Here is an 18093-nt window from a genome sequence, read left to right as displayed (position 1 = left end):
TCCTACGCGCCTGCCGCCTGCAGCAGTTCCGCGAGCAGGGATTCTCCGGACCAATGTCGGCGCGTGGTGCCGCTCTCGGCCGCATGCACCAATGCATGCAGCCGCTCGTTCACTGGCGCGCGTGTTCCGTGCTGCTCCGCTAAGCGCAGCACCTCGCCATTGATCCAGTCGATCTCGGTCGGGCGCCCGGCTGCAAGATCATCCGCCATCGAGGAGCGCGCGACCGGGTCGATCATCAGCATCTTGCTCGCCAGCCTTGCAAACAGCCAGTCAGGCGCATCGAGCAGCCGGGCAAGCCAGCTGGCTGGCAATGGCGTCAGCCGGGCCGGACGAATGCCTGAGCGTTCGAGCAGGGCGAGTGCCTCCGCTTGTGCCAGCGCAAGGCAACGCCGGTAGGCGCGTTGTGACAGTTCTTCCTTCAGAGGGATGTTGGCGAGCGCGTTGATCGCATTGTTGAGGTTGAACAGCAGCTTTGCCCATTGAACCGGCACGATGTCGCGGTACTGGCTGAGCGGCAGCCCGGAGGATGCGAAGGCTGCGAGATGGGGAGCAAGCTCCACATGCACCTCGACAGCGAGTGCGCCTTGCGACGCCTGATGGAAGATGCCTGGCCCCAACGTCACCACATTGAACGGGACCATGCCCTGTAGCACGGTTCGCCCTGGCAAGGCCGTATGCAGCCGGTCCGCATGGCCAAAGCCGTTCTGGAAGCTGATGACGACGGTCCCGGGCGGGAGAACTTTTGCCAGTTCGAGAGCCACAGTACGTGTGGCAGCCGACTTCACGGTCACCAGGACCAGTCCGGCCCTCTTCGCAACCTCGGCATTGGTCGAGAAATCGATGGCCGAGGGCGGGAGCCGCCAGTGGCCACCCTGGTAATGCGACAGTGCTAGGCCATGCCCGCGAATGTCGGAGGCGATGCGCTCACGCCCGACGAATCTGACATCGGCGCCGGCCGCGAGCAGCCGCCCGCCGATATAGCAGCCGACCGAACCGGCACCGTAGATGCAGATCCCCGCCATCGGGTACGGATGCCGAACGGCTGGATCCTCAGCAAGCCGGACGCCCGCGCGCGCCACTCCAATTTCTCCTGGAGGAGGAAGATCAACGTGGCCCCCACGCCCCAGTACGGCCTTTCGGTTGGTCTGACTGCACAATACTGGACGCCAAGTCCGGCGGTCACCGCCTGGTTGCCGACCTTGAATACGTGGCCGACGCCGACATTGACGGGAGCCGTCCATTGCCGGCGATCCAGTCGTAACTTGGCTCCGTATTGAGAGAGGCTGAGGCCCTGGCCGAAGGTGTACGATAGGGAGGAGCTGAAGGAAGGTCGCGCTGATGTCCTTGCGCCCTTCGGGGTCCAGGTGAGCGGCATAAGACGATCGTCACCGATGACGCTTTCCCTTCGTGCTGCGGCGCTCTAGCCTCAGCGCCCGAGGCAGTGCTCTTGTGAAAGGCAGCGAGTGATGAAGAAGGGGTCCGATCTCCTGGTAGCGGCGCTCGAGAATGAGGGCGTCGACTGCATCTTCGGCGTGCCGGGCGAGGAGAATCTCGATGTCGTCGAGTCCCTCCGCAATTCCGGCATCAAGCTCGTCCTGACGCGGCATGAGCAGGCTGCAGCCTTCATGGCAGCGACGCATGGGCGGCTGACGGGCCGACCGGGGGTCTGCATCGCGACGCTCGGACCGGGCGCCCTGAATTTTTCCACGGGCGCGGCCTATGCCCATCTCGGCGCCATGCCGATGATCATGATCACCGGCCAGAAGGCGATCATGACCGCCAAGCAGGCGCGTTTCCAGATCGTCGATGTCGTCGCCTCGATGAAGCCGCTGACCAAGATGACACGGCAGATCGTAAGCGCCGCCAGCATTCCGGCTGCTGTACGCGACGCCTTCCGCGTTGCGATGGAGGAACGGCCGGGGCCGGTGCATCTCGAGCTGCCCGAGGATGTCGCTGCCGAGGAGATCGACGACATCCCCGTGATCCCGGTTCATCCGCTCGAGCAGCCGGTTGCCCAGACCGTGGCGCTCGACCGCGCAGCGGAGATGATCCTGGCGGCAAAGAGGCCACTGGTCATGATCGGCGCTGCCGGCAACCGGCCGCGTCTTGTCGAGGCGCTCTCGGCCTTCGTACGGCGCACACGGCTGCCGTTCTTCAACACACAGATGGGCAAGGGCGCGGTCACCGGCGGCTCGAACCTCTATATGGGGACCGCGGCCCTCTCTGAACGCGACTATGTCCATGAAGCCGTGAATCGGGCCGACCTGATCATCTCGATCGGGCACGATACGGTCGAGAAGCCGCCCTTCCTGATGCAGAGCGCCGGCGGCCCAAGGGTGATCCATATCGGCTATCAGTCCGCCAATGTGGAGCAGGTCTACCACCCTGACGCCGAGGTTATCGGCGATATCGGCGCGACCGTGACGCAGCTCGCCGAACGGCTCGGCGGCAAGCTCGAACCCGATGTGTCGCTGCTCGACCTGCGCCAAAGGATCCTGGCGCGGATCAACGACCGTGCCGACGAGGATCGCTTTCCGATCACGCCCCAGCGCATCGTCCATGACGTACGCCAGGTGATGCCCGAGGATGGCATCGTCTGCCTCGACAACGGCATGTACAAGATCTGGTTCGCCCGAAACTACCGCACCCATGTGGCCAACACGCTGCTGCTCGACAATGCGCTCGCCACGATGGGGGCAGGGCTGCCCTCGGCGATGATGGCGGCGATGCTGTATCCCGAGCGCCGCGTCATGGCCGTCTGCGGCGATGGCGGCTTCATGATGAATTCGCAGGAGATGGAAACCGCCGTCCGGCTCGGCCTCAATCTCGTTGTCGTCATCCTGAACGACAATGCCTACGGCATGATCCGCTGGAAGCAGGCGGTCGATAATTTCCCGGATTTCGGTCTGACCTTCGGCAATCCGGATTTCGTCCGTTACGCCGAGGCCTATGGCGCCAAGGGTTCGCGCGTCGCCGCGGCGGAGGACCTCGCTCCGACGCTGGAAGCAGCGTTCGTGGGTGGCGGCGTTCATCTCGTCGAGGTGCCGATCGACTATTCCGAGAACACGCGCGTTCTGGTGGATGAGTTGCGCAACCGCACGCCTGATATCGAGCTGGCCTGACCGGAGAGGGACGATGCTGCAGGTTGTTCAAGCCTTTGACCGCGCTCCTATCACTGAGATCGAGACCGATGACGCTGCCGCGCTTGAAGCCAAGCTGCAGGCGGCCGAACGCGTGTTCCGGGATCGGGATGGCTGGCTGAAGCCCTATGAGCGCATCGCCATTCTGCGGCGACTGGCCGGTCTCATGGACGCCCGACGCGATCACTTTGCCAAGCAGATCGCGCGCGAGGGCGGCAAGCCGCTGCCGGACGCCATCGTCGAAACCACCCGCGCAATCGACGGCGTGCACAATGCTGCCGACGAGCTGCGGAATTTTGCTGGGCGCGAGATTCCGATGGGCCTCTCGGCGGCGGGAGCGGGCCGCTGGGCCTTCACCACCAAGGAGCCGATCGGGATCGTCGCTGCGATCTCGGCCTTCAACCATCCGCTGAACCTGATCGTGCATCAGGTCGCTCCGGCGATCGCTGTTGGCTGCCCGGTGATCATCAAACCGGCAGGCCCGACGCCGCTTTCCTGCCGTGATTTCGTGGCTCTCGTTCACGAAGCCGGCTTGCCTGAGCCCTGGTGCCAGAGCTTCATTCCGGAAAGCAACACGCTCGCCGAGAAACTTGCGACAGACCGCCGCATCGGCTTCCTGAGCTTCATCGGCTCGGCGAAGGTCGGCTGGTATCTGCACAGCAAGCTCGCCCATGGTGCACGCTCGGCGCTGGAGCATGGCGGCGCGGCACCCGCGATCGTCGATCGCAGCGCCGATCTCGACCGGATCATCGAGCCGGTCGTTAAGGGCGGCTACTATCATGCAGGACAGGTCTGCGTGTCGACGCAGCGCATCTTCGTGCATGAGGAGATCGCCGCGGCGTTCACGGAACGCTTGGTCGCGCGTGTCGCGAAACTGCGTGTTGGAGATCCGACGCTTGCCGATACCGAGGTCGGACCGCTGATCCATCCCCGCGAGGCCGACCGGATCGCCTCATGGGTCGAGGAGGCCGTGAGCGGTGGGGCGAAGCTCGCGGTTGGCGGCGGCCGCATCTCGGAAACGACCCTGCAGCCAACCGTGCTGCTTGACCCATCCGCAGAGGCAAAGGTCTCGCGCGAAGAGGTCTTCGGGCCCGTGACTTGCGTCTATCGCTATCGGCGGCTCGACGACGCGATCGCGCAGGCGAATTCGCTCCCGGTCGCGTTCCAGGCCAGCGTCTTCGCGCAGGATATCGATGTCGCGATGCGGGCTGCAGACCGTCTCGATGCCTCCGCGGTGATGATCAACGATCCCACCGCATTTCGGACCGACTGGATGCCCTTCGCGGGCCGGCGCGAATCCGGCTACGGCATTGGCGGCATTCCCTTCACCATGCGTGAGATGGCGCAGGAGAAGATGATCATGATGCGGCGTCCGTAGCCTGATCCAGGGACGAACCGAAGTCTGGCAGGCTGAGGGTTAAGCCCCCCGCGCGCCATCTGCCTTTGGCATGCCGGAACTGCCGCGTCGCGCTGCCGACGCGGTGCCCCACTGCGGCCGGCGCGCTTGCCGCAGGGGTTCGCGGTGCCTAATCATCGCCGCGTCATAAGAGAGCCGTTCTCCGAAATCGGCCGGCGAGGAAACATGTCTCTCAAGCACGAGCGCTACGCGCCTGATTCCTCCTATGCCTGGCTGCGGCTGGCGATGGCGCTGCTCGTCGGCACCGTCGCCTGCGTCGGCACCTGGTCGGTGGTCGTCGTGCTTCCCTCCGTTCAGGCTGAGTTCGGCACGGCGCGGGCGGGCGCTTCGCTGCCCTATACCGCCGTCATGCTCGGTTTCGGCTTCGGCAATATCCTGATGGGCCGGATCGCCGATCGTTACGGCATCGTCGTTCCGATCGTGATGGGTGGGGTCTTCCTCGGTGCGGGCTATGTGCTCGCGGGTCTCGCCGGCACGCTCTGGCAATTCGCGCTCGCCCACGGCCTGCTGATCGGGATCGGCGGCGCTGCGGGGTTCTCGCCTCTGATCGCCGATCTCTCGCACTGGTTCCGCAAGCATCGCGGGCTCGCCGTGGTCTTCGGCGCATCCGGCAGCTATCTCGCGGGCGTGATCTGGCCCCAGGTGATCACCTGGGGATTGCAGAACCATGGCTGGCGCGCCACGCATATCGGCATCGGCCTGACGGCGCTGGTTGTGCTTGTGCCGCTTTCCCTGTTCTTCCGCAGGCGCCCGGCCGCCGAAACGCTGGCAGCGGCCGAGGCTTCGAGTGCCGGTGCTCGCGGCGATCTCGGTCTTTCCGCGAACCAGCTGCAATTGCTGCTTTCGGTCGCCGGCTTCGCCTGCTGCGTCGCGATGTCGATGCCGCAGGTCCATATCGTCGCCTATTGCGGCGACCTTGGTTACGGCGTCGCGCGTGGCGCCGAGATGCTTTCGCTGATGCTGCTGCTCGGCATCATCAGCCGTATCGGTTCCGGTTTTGTCTCCGACCGGATCGGCGGAGCGGCAACCCTGGCACTTGGCTCGGTGATGCAGGGTGTTGCGCTCTTCCTCTATCTCTTCTTCGACGGGCTGACCTCGCTCTACATCGTCACCGGCATCTTTGGGCTGTTCCAAGGCGGGATCGTGCCGATGTATGCGGTGATCATCCGCGAGTACCTGCCAGCGAAGGAGGCGGGAGTGCGGATCGGTATCGTGATGTCGGCGACCATTCTCGGCATGGCCTTCGGCGGCTATATCTCCGGATTGATCTACGACCTCTTTGCCTCCTACAGGGTGGCCTTCCTGAACGGGCTGGCCTGGAACCTGATCAATCTTGCCGTGGTCTCCTGGCTGATGCTGCGGGCAAGGCCACGGCTGCAGGCAGCCTGATCACCCCGCCATCGGTCCCGGCCGATAGGTGCCGAAGCACCACACGTGGCCCTCCGGATCCTTGCAGATGAAGTCACGGCTGCCATAGGGCTGGTCGGTCGGTTCCATGCAGATGTCGGCACCGGCCTTGCGGGCGCGCTCGCAGCGGGCATCGATATCGTCGGTTGCGATATAGGGGGAGGCTGTGGTGCCGCCGAGCTCAGCCGGGCGTGAGACCAGCTTGCCGAAGGGATTGTTGTCCGTTGAGCCGAGCATCACGAAGCTCTCGCCCATGCGAAGCTCGCCATGGAGCAGGGTCCTGCCGTCGTCCGAGTAATAGGCGGCGTGCTTCTCGAAGCCAAATGCCTCGATCAGCCAGTCATACATGCGCGGAGCATCGGCATAGCGCAGCGAGATGCAAATCATGGCCTGCGGTCTTGTCATGGCGTCCTCCTGAGCGGCTGATCATAGCGCAGGGGCGAGGACCGGTGTCTCTGCGATCCATGGACAGTCAGTGCCGCAGCGAGCCTCTTCGGCAGCGGACCGGTCGCTACTTTCAAGCGTGACGTCCGAAAGATCTTCGCTGGGTCCTGCGCAATCGTCTCAGGGCTGTTCGTGGGGATTGCCACAGGCTTCGTACTGGCGTCAGTGCTGCATCGTGTGCTCCATTCCCTGGATGTCGGAGAGGGAAGGAGCAGAGATGATTGAGCCGGGCCTGAAGCCGGACGAGGAGCCGTTGGGCGATTTGACGGTTCGCACCATCGCCATGCCGGCCGATACCAATGCCAATGGCGACATCTTCGGCGGTTGGGTGATGTCTCGGATGGATTCGGCCGGCGGAATCGCCGGTGTCGATCGGGCGCAGGGCAGGGTGGTGACGATCGCGGTCGAAGCCATGACCTTTATTCGTCCGGTCAAGGTCGGCGATGTCCTCAGCGTCTATACTCACGTCGAATCCGTCGGCCGGACCTCGATGAAGATCCATGTCGAGGCCTGGGCGAAGCGCTTCCGGACCACCCTGCATGAGAAGGTGACGGATGCGACCTTCACCTTCGTTGCGATCGACGAGGAGGGCCGTCCGCGGCCGGTGCCGCCGCTTCCCAGCGCTTGAATGAGAGATCGCTGCTGGATTTCTGCGATCTCGCTAAAGGATTTTTCACTGCGCCGAGAGGTTGAAGAAACGCATTAACGATTGTGACAGGGCCAGATGGTTCTTTCCAAGGGGCAAACTCCATTGGACAACCATCGCCATGCATCGCTCGGTCGTTCTTCGTCTCCGCAAACTGAGCGTTTTGTCGTCCCAACTTCGCGGAGACGATCGCGGTGCCGTTGCCATGATCTTCGCGATCCTGCTGGTACCCCTGATCGCGCTCATCGGCGTTCTCGTCGATACCTCGCAGGCCCAGAATGCCCGCATCGACCTGCAAAGCGCACTCGACTCGGCGGTTCTGGCCGCGGCCAAGCTGAACGAAAGCGATAGCGAGCGGATTGCCGCCGCAAACCGCTACCTGACGGCAGCCCTGCCGCCCGGCTTTCCCGGCACGGCCGTCATCTCGAGCTTTGCCATCGTCGACGGGGCGGCGGCGGTGAAGGGGGATGCGAGCGCGAACGTCAAGACGATGTTCGGCAACTTCATCGGAGGATCCACGACCACGGTCGCGACCACGGCGAAGGCACTCATTGCAAAGCCGCAGGTGCGCCATCTCGATCTGGTGATGTGCATCGACGCGACCGGCTCCATGCAGAACACGCTCAACGCGGTGAAGAACGCTGCCCTGAACTTCGAGAAGAATCTGAACGACGAGCTGAAGGCGAAGAAGATCGACCCCTTCGAGTCGATGCGGGTAAAGCCCGTCTTCTACCGTGATTTCGGGGGCAATAGCGGCACCAAGAAAGACCCTCGGGACTATGGCGACCGGCCTCCCATGGAAATTGGCGAGTTCTGGAGGCTGCCCGATCAAGCGACGCTCTTTTCGAACTTCGTCTCGCCCGAAAAGGCCAGCGGTGGTGGCGACTTGCCTGAATCAGGCCTTGAATGCGTCAACGAGGGCATGAATTCAACCTGGATCAAGAAGGGCGCGGCCGTGGTTGGCGGAGCGAGCGCAGGCCAGGTGATCACGGCGTCGTTCAACGTCATTGCCGTCTGGACCGACGCTGACGCACATCAGCCATCTCACGGCCAATCCCTGAAGAATCCCGATTATCCAGCCGCTGATATCATGCCACGGACCTGGACCGGCACGCCGCCCGCTGCCCCGGGCCTTAATTACAAATGGAGTTCCAGCGTCAAGATGGATCAGGAAAACAGGATGCTGGTCTTCTTCGGCGATTCAGGCACGACAAACTGGTTGCCGGTGAGGAAGTGGGCCGGTTTTTTTCAGGGAGGCACGCTGACCGAAGGCAATACGCAGCTCGTCAAGAAACTTGCCGAAGCCATCGCTACCAAGACAAAGATACCGACGCTGACGCACTGAGTTGGATCGGCGCGAGCCACCGTTTCGCAGAGGTTAACGGAAGCTGAATCGCCCGCTGCGTGGAGCGATTCAGAACAGGGCGCTCACTTAAGCGTTTTTTAAGCGCATGTCGCCGATCTTAGCGCTCAAGAAGCCTAACTCTAAGGGCTGACCTAAAGAGAGCTGGGGAACTGCTCATGCCTGTTCAACGAGGCTCGTACCGAGCCCCGCTGTCCGCGCCGCGGTTTCCTTCCTGAGGCCCCGCCGTCGCGCGCTGCATGCATTCCGGAGAACGACTATGAAGAAGGTCAAGAAGCCCACGCGGCAGCGTACGCCGCTGCGCGTCGGCATTGCCGCGCGCATCTATGCCGCGCTCGGCATTCTGACCGTATTGACGATCGTCGCATCCGCGGTCGCCTGGTTTTCCTATGGCCGGGTGAACCAGACGGTCAACGACATGATCGAGAACAAGATGCCGGTGGTCGAACTGGCGCTCGAGCTCTCGCAGGCAGCGACGAAATCCACCGCACTCGCCGCACGCTTCAGCGAAGTCCAGAATGCCAAGGAGCGGTCCGAGCTGACGGGGGAGCTCGATCTCATTGAAGCCAAGCAGTTCGAGCTGCTGCGCAAGATCTCCGATCGCGGGCAGGACAAGGCAAAGGCCCAGAAGGCGATCGATGAGCTCTCGCGGCAGATCAACGATCTCAACGACCTGACGGGGCAGCGGTTGCGCAACTCTAGCGAGGCGCAGATCGCGGTCGAGACCCTGGGCAAGGCCCGGGAGGACTTCGTCAGGGCCGTCGGAACCGAGGCCGAGGAGGCGAAGTTCAATCTCGCCTATGGCATCGAGAATGCGGCCAATCTGTCGGGCGACGAGCTGACCTCGGCGCTGAAATCCCTCGCCGGCCGCGACTTCACGGCCTTCGACCTGGCCAGAAGCCTGCAGGCCGATGTCAGCGAGCTCGGCGGCATCCTGCGCGAGATCGCCCAGATCAGCGACAGCTCGCAGCTTGGAACCGCGCGCGAACGCTTCCAGGCGATTGCCAAGCTCGTCCGCTCCGGCCTCGCCGAAGCTGAGAAGATCGTACCAAACCAGGGGCGGGTGCGCTCCGTCAATGCGATCCTGAACGTTGCCGAAGGCAGCAGCGGCCTGTTCGATGTGCGCGACCGCGACATCGTGACTCAGGGGGCCATTCGTGCCGGCCTGTCGGATCTCAGCCGTGCAGCTGAAGTGGTGCGCCGAGAGGTCGAGACGCTGGTTAAGGCGGCCCGTGACGAGGCGCATTCGGCGGGCACGTCGACCGGCAACCTGATCGAGGACAGCAAGTGGTGGCTCGGCGCAATCGGTCTCGGCTCGCTGCTCGTCGCGCTGGCGCTCTCGCTTTTCTATGTCCGTCCGATGATCGTCGGCCGTCTCAACAAGCTGTGGACGGCGACCCGTGCCATTGCCGACGGAAAGCTGGACGCAACGGTCGAGACGAAGGGCAATGACGAGATCTCGGACATTGCGCGCAGCGTGCTGCTGTTCCGCGACAACGCCTTGGCGCTGCGAGCCGCCGAAGCTGCGAAGATCGAGGACGAGGCCCTGGCGCAGCAGCGCCGCCGTGAGATGATGCAGGAGTTGGGCGAAGCCTTCGGCCAGGTGGTCGAAGCCGCAGCCGCCGGCGACTTCAGCCGCCGGGTCTCGGCAAGCTTCGCTGATGCCGAACTCAATGCGCTTGCCGGTTCCGTCAACGCCCTGCTCGAAACCGTACAGGCCGGGCTCTCGGAGACCTGCGAAGTGCTGGCTGAACTGTCGGCCGGCCAGCTCTCGACCAGGGTCGAGGGCAGCTATCACGGCGCCTTCGCCGAGCTCAAGGACGGCGCCAACGGCCTCGCCGAAGAGTTCGAAAGCACGCTCGCGCGTCTTTCGGATACGGTTTCGGCCGTGCGCAGTGCGACCAGCGAGATTCTCGATGGTGTCACCGACCTCGCCGAGCGTACGACGGAGGAAAGCAACGCTGTCTCGATGGCGACCAATCAGCTCGGCGCCTTCGCGGGCACCGTGAAGAAGACGGCTGACGAAGCCTCGCAGGCCATGGGCATGGCCGAGAGTGCCGAGCAGCGTGCCCAGCAGGGCGAAAAAGTCGTCGCCTCGGCATTGGACGCGATGCGTCGCATCCGCGCCTCGTCCGACAAGATCTCGGAGGTCATCTCGATGATCGACGAGATCGCTTTCCAGACCAACCTGCTGGCGCTCAATGCGGCAGTGGAGGCCGCGCGCGCCGGCGATAGCGGCCGCGGTTTCGCGGTGGTCGCGGCTGAGGTGCGCAGTCTCGCCAAGCGTTCGGCGGATGCCTCGAACGACGTCAAGCGTCTGGTCGAGGCCGCACATGGCGATGTCGCGGTCGGTGTCGGCCTCGTCGAGGAGACCTCGGCGATGTTCGAGAGCATCGTGTCTTCGGTCAACGATCTCTCCGGACTGATGAACGGCATCTCGCAAACGGCGCGGAGCCAGGCAAGCGACGTTTCCGCCATCAACAACGAGATCGACGGCATCGGAACGATGGCGCATCAGAATGCTGCGCTGGTCGAGGAGACGAACGCTGCGCTCGCTCTGACGGATGAGCAGACCCGCGCGCTGACCGAGCATATCGGGCGCTTCCAGTTCCGCGAGGGGCACGTCGCCGGGCACGGCGGGATGTCGGTCGCCCGGGCGGCCTGAGCGATTCACCCTTCATCTACCCTGGCAACGGCCCCGCTCGCGAGACGCAGCGGGGCTGTTTCAGTTTGCGGGCTGCGCTGGGGTCTTGCGGGACAGAAGGCGAGGGTGTTAGGCGAAGAGTGGGCCGGTAGCTCAACGGTTAGAGCTCGCTGCTCATAACAGCGCCGGTGCCGGTTCGAATCCGGCCCGGCCCACCAACCCCGAACAGAGTTTCGAACCACGCCGTGGCCGGGGATATGGTTTAGCTGGGCCTTCTCGGTATTGGCTTTCTTGGGTTGCAACCCGGCAACAGGTTTATCGACGGAAGCGTGGCGACTGATTTGTCTGACCCAGACCGCCGCGAGACTGGCAGTGATGCGGTCAGGGTCGTTCCGTCAGGCCGCTCTCGCGTCCAACGCGAGGATCCCAGGCCCTAGCGTGTTGCAGGCCTCGCCAAGCGATCGGCCATTCTGATCAAATCTGCGAGCGTCGATGCTCCCATTTTGCGCATGGCCTGACCGCGGTGAACTTTGACCGTGATCTCGCTCAAGTTGAGCTCCGCCGCGATCTGTTTGTTCAGGCGCCCCGCGACGACAAGGGCCATGACCTCTCTCTCGCGCGCCGAAAGTGTTGCGTAACCCGCCTTGATATCCGCCGTCGCCGCGTCATCCTGGCGCCGGACGCGATCGCGATCGATGGCGGCGCGGACGGCATCGAGGAGATCCTGTTCGCGGAAGGGCTTCAGCAGGAACTCCACTGCTCCGGCCTTCATCGCGCGAACCGCCATGGGCACGTCGCCATGGCCGGTCAGGAAGACGATTGGCAAAGGGTCGCGGATCGCCAGGAGTTCCGCCTGGAAATCCATGCCGCTGGGCCCAGGCATTCTGACGTCAAGGACGAGGCAGGACGGTTCGTCGGGGCGTCGGAGCAGCGCAAACTCATGGACGGAGGCGAAGCACGATACGGCATAGCCGATCGAGCGGAACAAGCTGTCCAATCCATCTCGCACGGATGGGTCGTCGTCGACCACGAAGACGGTTGGCGTCTCTTGCGTCATCGCTCTCACTCGTCGCGCTCGCGTGGTACCGGCAGTGTGAAGCCGAACACCATCCCGCGCGGATGATTGACGGCCGCGTAGACCGCGCCGCCATGGGCCTCGACGATTGAGCGGCTGATCGCCAAGCCCATTCCCATGCCACCTGGCTTCGTGGTGTAGAAGGCCTCGAAGACCTGGTCGATCGCGGCAGGAGCGAGGCTGATCCCCGTATCGCGGACGCTCACCGTGATCTTGCCGTCGCCCGCGGCGGCGCTGACGAGCATGTCCCGCGGCCCGGTCTCCAGGCTACCCATCGCCTCGGCAGCATTGACGACGAAGTTCAGGACGACCTGTTGCAGTTGGACCCGGTCCCCCAGCGGCGAGGAGAGATCGGTCCCGAAGTCGGTGCGCAGCACGACGTGGTTCCTGCGGATTTCGCTGCGCGCCAACAGCAGCGCCTCTTCGATCAGCTCGATCAGATCGACCCTGTCGCGCGACGGCGGCGCCTTTGTGACGAGCCGGCGCACTCGGCCGATCACGTCGCCGGCGCGATCGGCATCCGCGACGACCCGGCTGAGCGCACGCTGCGCCTCATCCGGGTTGGGTGGCGATGCCGCGAGCCAACGAATGGCGGCATGAGCGTTGGCGACGATGCCCGCGAGCGGCTGGCTCACCTCATGGGCGATCGAGGCGGTCAACTCTCCCATGGTCGTGACCCGCGACATATGCGCGAGATCATCCTGCGCCTGCCTCGCCCGTGCTTCGGCCGCCCGGATCCTGGTCGCGAGATAGGTCGCGGAGCCGATGGCCAGCAGGCTCAAGGCGCAATTGACGAGCCCCGATTCAGGCGCGCCCCGAGGGGTCAGGAGGTAGCTCAGCACCGTGAGAGCTGCGCAGCCCGCACCGACGAGGACCACCGCGCCTTGCCGGCCGGACCTGACGGAAATCAGGACCACGGCGACATAGAGGACGGCGACGGCGATCTCCAGGTTGGTGACCGTGTCGGCAACGAAGATTGCGGCCGCAAGTACGAGGAGGCCCGGCCAGAGCAGGGGCGTCTCGATTTGGAAACGCTCCCGATTGAGCATCATGCGCCGTCTCCCGCAAACCAGCCTTCACCAGCGGGCATGACCGAGAAGACAGCCTGTCCCGGTGCTTTGTCCAGCGGCTCGCGAGGGGATGTCATTCCACCATCGCCTCCGCCCGCCAGCGTGCTGCGGTGACGACCGGTTCGAGGCTCAGGCGGCCGACGATCTGCTCCAGGGCGGCATCCTCGCGATGATCTGCCGTCACGGTCGCTGCCACCTCGACCCGATCGGTATCCTCGATATTGCTGCTGTCGAGCTGGTGGAGATGCAGCCGGGCCGAGCCGAGGCCCTGGAGCATCAGCGCCCGGACATGGGCCTCGCCTTCACTCCGGCAGACCGCGGTCACGGTGTAGCACACGACGAGTTCCGTCATTTCGATCGACTGGCGGGCGATCAGACGGATCAGCGGGCGCAGGGCGAGATTGACCAGGATGACGAAGCTTGTCGCAAGCAGTGCATGGAGCGGGAAGCCGGCGCCGGCGACGAGCCCGACCGCGGCCGAGCACCATAGGGTTGCGGCCGTGTTGAGGCCACGGACGTTGAGCCCCTCCTTGAAGATGACGCCGGCGCCGAGGAAGCCGATCCCCGAGACGACCTGGGCGGCCACCCGCGTCGGGCTCGCATCGCCCGGAACGAGGCTCGCGAACATCACGAAGATGGCTGCTCCCAAGGCCACGAGCGTGTTGGTGCGTAGGCCCGCAAGCCGCTGCCGCCATTGCCGCTCGAAGCCGATGACGGCGCCCAGCGTAAAGGCCGTCCCGAGATTGACCGCCGCTTGCTCAAATCCGATCGTCATGGCTGCTGTCTTGGCTTGTGGTCAAAATTGCCGTCGCCGCCTGCTGCGCATCAGCGCCAGGCCGCATCGTTCGGGACGCTCCGATCGCTGCAGGAGCCAACGGGTCAGCTTCGGCGGCAGGACTCCGAGACGATGGAGCCTGGAGATCGCGCCGAGCTGCCATTCGGAAGCCCGCAGCAGAAGGGTCACAACTGGCAGGAGCAACCGGGTACTGACCAAAAATCTGACCAGCATTGGCGGCTAACCCACGCGTCTACGCCGTCGCCTCGGCACCACGCCCTGTTCAACTCGGATTTTCGAGGGTGAACAGATCCGCAATTTCGTCATAGGCGAAGTACTCGCCGTAACGGGCCCAGTTCGTGACCGCCTTCAAGGTCGTGACGGCATAGTCCTCCGACATGTGATCCTCGAGCTCATCGCGAAAGCGGGCCGCCGGGGCCTTGTGGGTGGGACGCTCATCGAGCACGCGCCGGATGTGGGTGGCGAGCGGGACGTAGGTCGCAAGCTGCTGTGCGAAGAGATGTTTGCGCTCGTCGACGTTGCTGCCGGCGAAGCGCAGGCCTGGCGCCGTCAACTTGATGTCGCCGCCCTCCAGATCGGCGAAGCGCAGGAGCTGGAGCGTCTCCGCCACGGGGAACAGGTCGTCGATTTCAAGGTGGAGCCCGGCTGCCAAGGGCGGCAGGTCGGCCTCGCCCTTGTAGGGTTCGGCGGCGATCGCCTCGATCAGGCCGGCCATCAGGTTGGTCGAGACGCGTGGCAGCGACATCGCAATGCCCGAGCCTGGGAAGAAGCCCTCATGCACCGGAGTTCCGGTTCTTGCCGTCATCCGTGCATAGATGTCCTCGACCAGCACGCGGAACTCAGGAGCGAGTCGATCGCGCGGCTGGGGCATGTCGACCCGGATTTCAGCGATCACCCGGCCGGGATTGGACCCGAAGATCAGGATGCGGTCACACATCAGCACCGCTTCCTCGATGTTGTGGGTCACCATCAGGATCGCTTCGATCGGCATGCGCCCTTCGCACCAGAGGTCCAGAAGGTCGGTGCGCAACGTCTCGGCGGTCAACACGTCGAGCGCCGAGAACGGTTCGTCCATCAGCAGCACCTTGGGGTGTACAACCAGAGCACGCGCGAGACCGACGCGCTGGCGCATGCCGCCGGAGAGTTCCTTGGGATAGGCGCTCTCGAAGCCGTCGAGACCGATCAGGTCGATGGCTGCGAGTGCGCGCTTGCGCCGCTCTACGGGTAGGACGCCCTGCGCTTCCAGTCCGAGCTCGACATTTTCCAGCACGGTCAGCCAGGGAAACAAGGCAAAACTCTGAAAGACGACGGCCACGCCCGAGCTCGGCCCCGTCACGGGTTCGCCCTCGAAGGTGATCGTGCCGCCGCTGGGCCTGATCAAGCCGGCGATGGCACGCAGCAAGGTCGACTTGCCGGAACCGGAGCGGCCGAGTAGGCCGACGATCTCGGCCGGCCTCAGCTCGATGTCGACGTTGTCGAGCACGACGAGCGAGCCCGAGGCGCCCTTGTCGTAGGTCTGGCAGACCTGCCTTGCAGAAACGATCGGCGCAGGTTTGGTGGCTTCTGCCCTTCGGGTGACGGAGACGGCGTCCATGGTGCAATCCTCCAGCGGAAAGGGTCAGTCGAGACGCATGCGGCGTTCCGCAAAGGCGTAGAGCGGGCGCCAGAGCGTGCGGTTGAAGAGCGTGACGAACAACGACATCACGGCGACGCCGAGGACGACACGGGGCAAGTCGCCCGCTGCCGTCGCATTGGCGATGTAGGAGCCGAGGCCGTAGGCCTCCAGCTTGGTGTCGCCCCAGCTCACCACCTCTGCGACGATGCTGGCGTTCCATGAGCCGCCGGATGCCGTGAGTGCGCCCGTGACGTAATAGGGGAAGATTCCCGGCAATATGGCGCGCCGCCACCATGTCCAGGAGCGGAGCTGGTAGACCGAGGAAACCTCCCGCAGGTCCGTCGGAAACGCACTGGCGCCGGCGATGACGTTGAACAGAATATACCACTGCGTGCCGAGCACCATCAGCGGCGAGAGCCAGATGTCTGGGCTGGCCCCTGTCGCGACGATCCCCACAACGGCGAAGGGAAAAAGAACGTTGGCAGGAAAGGCAGCGAGGAACTGGGCGAGGGGCTGGACGCGCTCGGCGACCGCCGGGCGTAGGCCGATCCAGACTCCGAGTGGCACCCAGATCAGGCTTGCGACCGCAATGAGTACGATCACGCGTAACAAGGTCACGAGGCCGCGACCCAACGGATCCCAGATGTCGCGCCAGGACAGGGTCTGGCCGACATAGGACACTGTGGTCCATGCCGCCCATGCGCCAACAGCGACGATCATGCCGAGCCAGACATAGTCGATGGCCCGTGACCAGCCCTGGCTGTCTCCACGCGCTGCCGGCAGGGCTGATCGCGCCCGCGACAGCCGAACGAGCAGGAGCCTGTTCCACAGCCAGGCGAAGGGCCAGGTCAGGCGTTTGAGGAGGCGCGTACGCCGGATCAGCGCATAGACCCATGAGCGCGGCTTCTCCTGGCCTGCCGTCTGCTCGAAGCGGAACTTGTCGGCCCAGGCGACGATCGGCCGGAACAGCAACTGGTCGTAGAGACCGATTACGATTGCCATGGCCAGCACCGCCCAGGCGACGGCGGCAAAGTCCTGCTTGTCGATGGCAAGAGCCAGCCAGGAGCCGAGACCGGGAAGCTGGACGGTGGTGTCACCGACTGTGATCGCCTCCGATGCGACGACGAAGAACCACCCGCCCGACATCGACATCATCGTATTCCAGACGAGCCCGGGCGCTGCGAAGGGGACCTCAAGCCGCCAGAAACGTTGCCAGGAGGAGAGCCCGAACCCGCGGCTGACCTCGTCGAGATCGCGCGGAACGGTTCGGAGCGACTGGTAGAAGGAGAAGGCCATGTTCCAGGCCTGGCTGGTGAAAATCGCGAAGATCGCGGCGCATTCGGCACCGAGCTGACGACCTGGGAACAGGCCCATGAAGAAGGTGACGGTGAATGTCAGGAAGCCGAGAACCGGAACCGATTGCAGGATGTCGAGGGCAGGGATGATGATCATCTCGGCGCGGCGGCTCTTGGCGGCCAGCGTCGCGATCACGAAGGTGAAGATCAGCGAGGCGATGATCGCCGCGAACATCCGTAGCGTTGTGCGCAAGGCGTATCCGGGCAGCAGCATCGGATCGAGCGAGACGGGGGCTGCAGTGAGGCCCTTCAGGGGCGAGTGCATGCCGGCGGCTCCATGGAGCGCCAGCACGGCAAGTGCGGCCAGCAGTGCGAAGGCCACCAGGTCGTAGATATTGGGCAGAACGCGAGTGCGCGTTAGCGCGGCCAAGGCGCTGTGTCCCCGACGGTCGTTGGATACGAACACCATGATGCACCTCAGGCTGAGGGGGACGTCTGGCCGGTATCGTCAGGTGCGAACAGGTCGCCCTATCGCACGGATGACTGCCTCGCGCCGCGAGGGGCACGCCAAGGCCAGGGGACGTGGCCGCGCGAGCTTGCGCGTCGACTGCCGCTCTCGTCGAGACATGTGGCCGGCGCACTGGTCCAGCGGCATTCGAGCCGCCCCCTGGGACGGCGATGCCAAACCGCGACGAGAACCGGAGGCGCCGCCGCGCATCGCCGAAACGTTCCGGACGCGCCGGTATCGGGCCGGGCGCTCGCGGTAGGGCTGGAGGTGGTGGCGCTGTTGCGGAAGGCGATGACGTTGCTCATGGCTTACCTCCTCGAACTGCTCGGAACGGATCCGGGGGTGGCCAATAGGGCTAACCCCGCCTTGCCCTTGCCCTTGCCCCCCAGGCTTGGCGGAGGCGATCCAGGCTGACCGCAATATTGATCGGTCGCCAGTTCAAATCTGTTCCGAGTATTCGGTTGGATGTCTTCTGTTTGTTTTCAGTCAGGTAGAAGTTCAGAAATCTCAATCACCTGATCGATGCGGTGAATGCATGAAATTTCTGCCCGCCACCGGTCTTCGGGTCAATCGGACCATGGATTAGCTTCTGTATACGTTGGTATCGATTGAACCGCTGTGCGGTCCGGACACTGAGATGTCGCTCCATGAACGGATTTCTCCTGTCCATGCT

Annotated in this window: 13 protein-coding genes and 1 tRNA gene; 7 read left to right on the top strand and 7 right to left on the bottom strand. The window is 64.2% G+C overall.

The window, feature by feature from the left end; translation table 11 throughout:
* Positions 1–2 precede the first annotated feature (2 nt).
* Positions 3–1079, bottom strand: coding sequence for a 2-dehydropantoate 2-reductase (locus AB4099_RS02065; protein WP_441476859.1), 1077 nt, complete (start codon positions 1077–1079; stop codon positions 3–5).
* A 387-nt stretch (positions 1080–1466) separates the two neighbouring features.
* Here AB4099_RS02065 and AB4099_RS02060 point away from each other — a divergent pair, with 387 nt between their 5' ends.
* The 3 genes from AB4099_RS02060 to AB4099_RS02050 all read left to right on the top strand — a co-directional run bounded on the left by AB4099_RS02060 (position 1467) and on the right by AB4099_RS02050 (position 5946).
* Entirely contained in the window at positions 1467–3122 is a 1656-nt protein-coding gene (locus tag AB4099_RS02060) for an acetolactate synthase large subunit (RefSeq protein ID WP_441476858.1), read from the top strand.
* Between the two features lie 13 nt (positions 3123–3135).
* Positions 3136–4518, top strand: a complete 1383-nt coding sequence (locus AB4099_RS02055; RefSeq protein ID WP_441476857.1) for an aldehyde dehydrogenase family protein — start codon at positions 3136–3138, stop codon at positions 4516–4518.
* A 204-nt stretch (positions 4519–4722) separates the two neighbouring features.
* The gene (locus tag AB4099_RS02050; protein ID WP_441476856.1) at positions 4723–5946 is read left to right on the top strand and encodes an MFS transporter; all 1224 of its coding nucleotides are present in this window, start codon (positions 4723–4725) and stop codon (positions 5944–5946) included.
* On the opposite strand, the gene AB4099_RS02045 is transcribed toward AB4099_RS02050, so the two are convergent.
* Positions 5947–6369 (bottom strand): VOC family protein, encoded by a 423-nt coding sequence (locus AB4099_RS02045; protein WP_441476855.1) that lies wholly within the window; start codon positions 6367–6369, stop codon positions 5947–5949.
* A gap of 256 nt (positions 6370–6625) precedes the next feature.
* Here AB4099_RS02045 and AB4099_RS02040 point away from each other — a divergent pair, with 256 nt between their 5' ends.
* From AB4099_RS02040 to AB4099_RS02025, 4 genes are all read left to right on the top strand, one after another.
* Positions 6626–7036, top strand: coding sequence for an acyl-CoA thioesterase (locus AB4099_RS02040; protein ID WP_113513929.1), 411 nt, complete (start codon positions 6626–6628; stop codon positions 7034–7036).
* 223 nt (positions 7037–7259) lie between these two features.
* Positions 7260–8399, top strand: a complete 1140-nt coding sequence (locus AB4099_RS02035) for a pilus assembly protein TadG-related protein (protein ID WP_441476854.1) — start codon at positions 7260–7262, stop codon at positions 8397–8399.
* Positions 8400–8676: 277 nt separating this feature from the next.
* Positions 8677–11082 carry a methyl-accepting chemotaxis protein gene (locus tag AB4099_RS02030; protein ID WP_113513925.1) on the top strand — a complete coding sequence of 802 codons (2406 nt, stop codon included), beginning with the start codon at positions 8677–8679 and terminating at the stop codon, positions 11080–11082.
* Between the two features lie 121 nt (positions 11083–11203).
* Positions 11204–11279 (top strand) — tRNA-Ile (locus AB4099_RS02025).
* A gap of 215 nt (positions 11280–11494) precedes the next feature.
* Here AB4099_RS02025 and AB4099_RS02020 read toward each other — a convergent pair.
* The 5 genes from AB4099_RS02020 to AB4099_RS02000 all read right to left on the bottom strand — a co-directional run bounded on the left by AB4099_RS02020 (position 11495) and on the right by AB4099_RS02000 (position 17381).
* On the bottom strand, positions 11495–12118 hold the full coding sequence (locus AB4099_RS02020) for a response regulator transcription factor (RefSeq protein WP_441476853.1): 624 nt from the start codon (positions 12116–12118) through the stop codon (positions 11495–11497).
* 5 nt (positions 12119–12123) lie between these two features.
* Positions 12124–13188 carry a sensor histidine kinase gene (locus AB4099_RS02015; protein ID WP_441476852.1) on the bottom strand — a complete coding sequence of 355 codons (1065 nt, stop codon included), beginning with the start codon at positions 13186–13188 and terminating at the stop codon, positions 12124–12126.
* A 91-nt stretch (positions 13189–13279) separates the two neighbouring features.
* On the bottom strand, positions 13280–13981 hold the full coding sequence (locus AB4099_RS02010) for an MgtC/SapB family protein (protein WP_441476851.1): 702 nt from the start codon (positions 13979–13981) through the stop codon (positions 13280–13282).
* 283 nt (positions 13982–14264) lie between these two features.
* Positions 14265–15596, bottom strand: a complete 1332-nt coding sequence (locus tag AB4099_RS02005) for an ABC transporter ATP-binding protein (RefSeq protein WP_441476850.1) — start codon at positions 15594–15596, stop codon at positions 14265–14267.
* Positions 15597–15620: 24 nt separating this feature from the next.
* A complete protein-coding gene (locus AB4099_RS02000) occupies positions 15621–17381 on the bottom strand; it encodes an ABC transporter permease (protein ID WP_441476849.1) in 1761 nt (586 codons plus the stop codon).
* Positions 17382–18093 lie beyond the last annotated feature (712 nt).

The organism is Allobosea sp. 2KB_26, from assembly GCF_052115715.1.
In the GTDB taxonomy this organism is placed as follows: domain Bacteria; phylum Pseudomonadota; class Alphaproteobacteria; order Rhizobiales; family Beijerinckiaceae; genus Allobosea.
The sequence above is the reverse complement of the archived record's forward strand: the minus strand, read 5'-3'. Positions and strand labels throughout refer to the sequence as shown.

Bases quoted from the DNA above. Each gene is read 5' to 3' on its own strand.
- AB4099_RS02060 (WP_441476858.1), top strand. From the start codon at position 1,467: ATGAAGAAGGGGTCCGATCTCCTGGTAGCGGCGCTCGAGAATGAGGGC.
- AB4099_RS02055 (WP_441476857.1), top strand. From the start codon at position 3,136: ATGCTGCAGGTTGTTCAAGCCTTTGACCGCGCTCCTATCACTGAGATC.
- AB4099_RS02050 (WP_441476856.1), top strand. From the start codon at position 4,723: ATGTCTCTCAAGCACGAGCGCTACGCGCCTGATTCCTCCTATGCCTGG.
- AB4099_RS02045 (WP_441476855.1), bottom strand. From the start codon at position 6,369: ATGACAAGACCGCAGGCCATGATTTGCATCTCGCTGCGCTATGCCGAT.
- AB4099_RS02040 (WP_113513929.1), top strand. From the start codon at position 6,626: ATGATTGAGCCGGGCCTGAAGCCGGACGAGGAGCCGTTGGGCGATTTG.
- AB4099_RS02035 (WP_441476854.1), top strand. From the start codon at position 7,260: ATGATCTTCGCGATCCTGCTGGTACCCCTGATCGCGCTCATCGGCGTT.
- AB4099_RS02030 (WP_113513925.1), top strand. From the start codon at position 8,677: ATGAAGAAGGTCAAGAAGCCCACGCGGCAGCGTACGCCGCTGCGCGTC.
- AB4099_RS02020 (WP_441476853.1), bottom strand. From the start codon at position 12,118: ATGACGCAAGAGACGCCAACCGTCTTCGTGGTCGACGACGACCCATCC.
- AB4099_RS02015 (WP_441476852.1), bottom strand. From the start codon at position 13,188: ATGATGCTCAATCGGGAGCGTTTCCAAATCGAGACGCCCCTGCTCTGG.
- AB4099_RS02010 (WP_441476851.1), bottom strand. From the start codon at position 13,981: ATGACGATCGGATTTGAGCAAGCGGCGGTCAATCTCGGGACGGCCTTT.
- AB4099_RS02005 (WP_441476850.1), bottom strand. From the start codon at position 15,596: ATGGACGCCGTCTCCGTCACCCGAAGGGCAGAAGCCACCAAACCTGCG.
- AB4099_RS02000 (WP_441476849.1), bottom strand. From the start codon at position 17,381: ATGGTGTTCGTATCCAACGACCGTCGGGGACACAGCGCCTTGGCCGCG.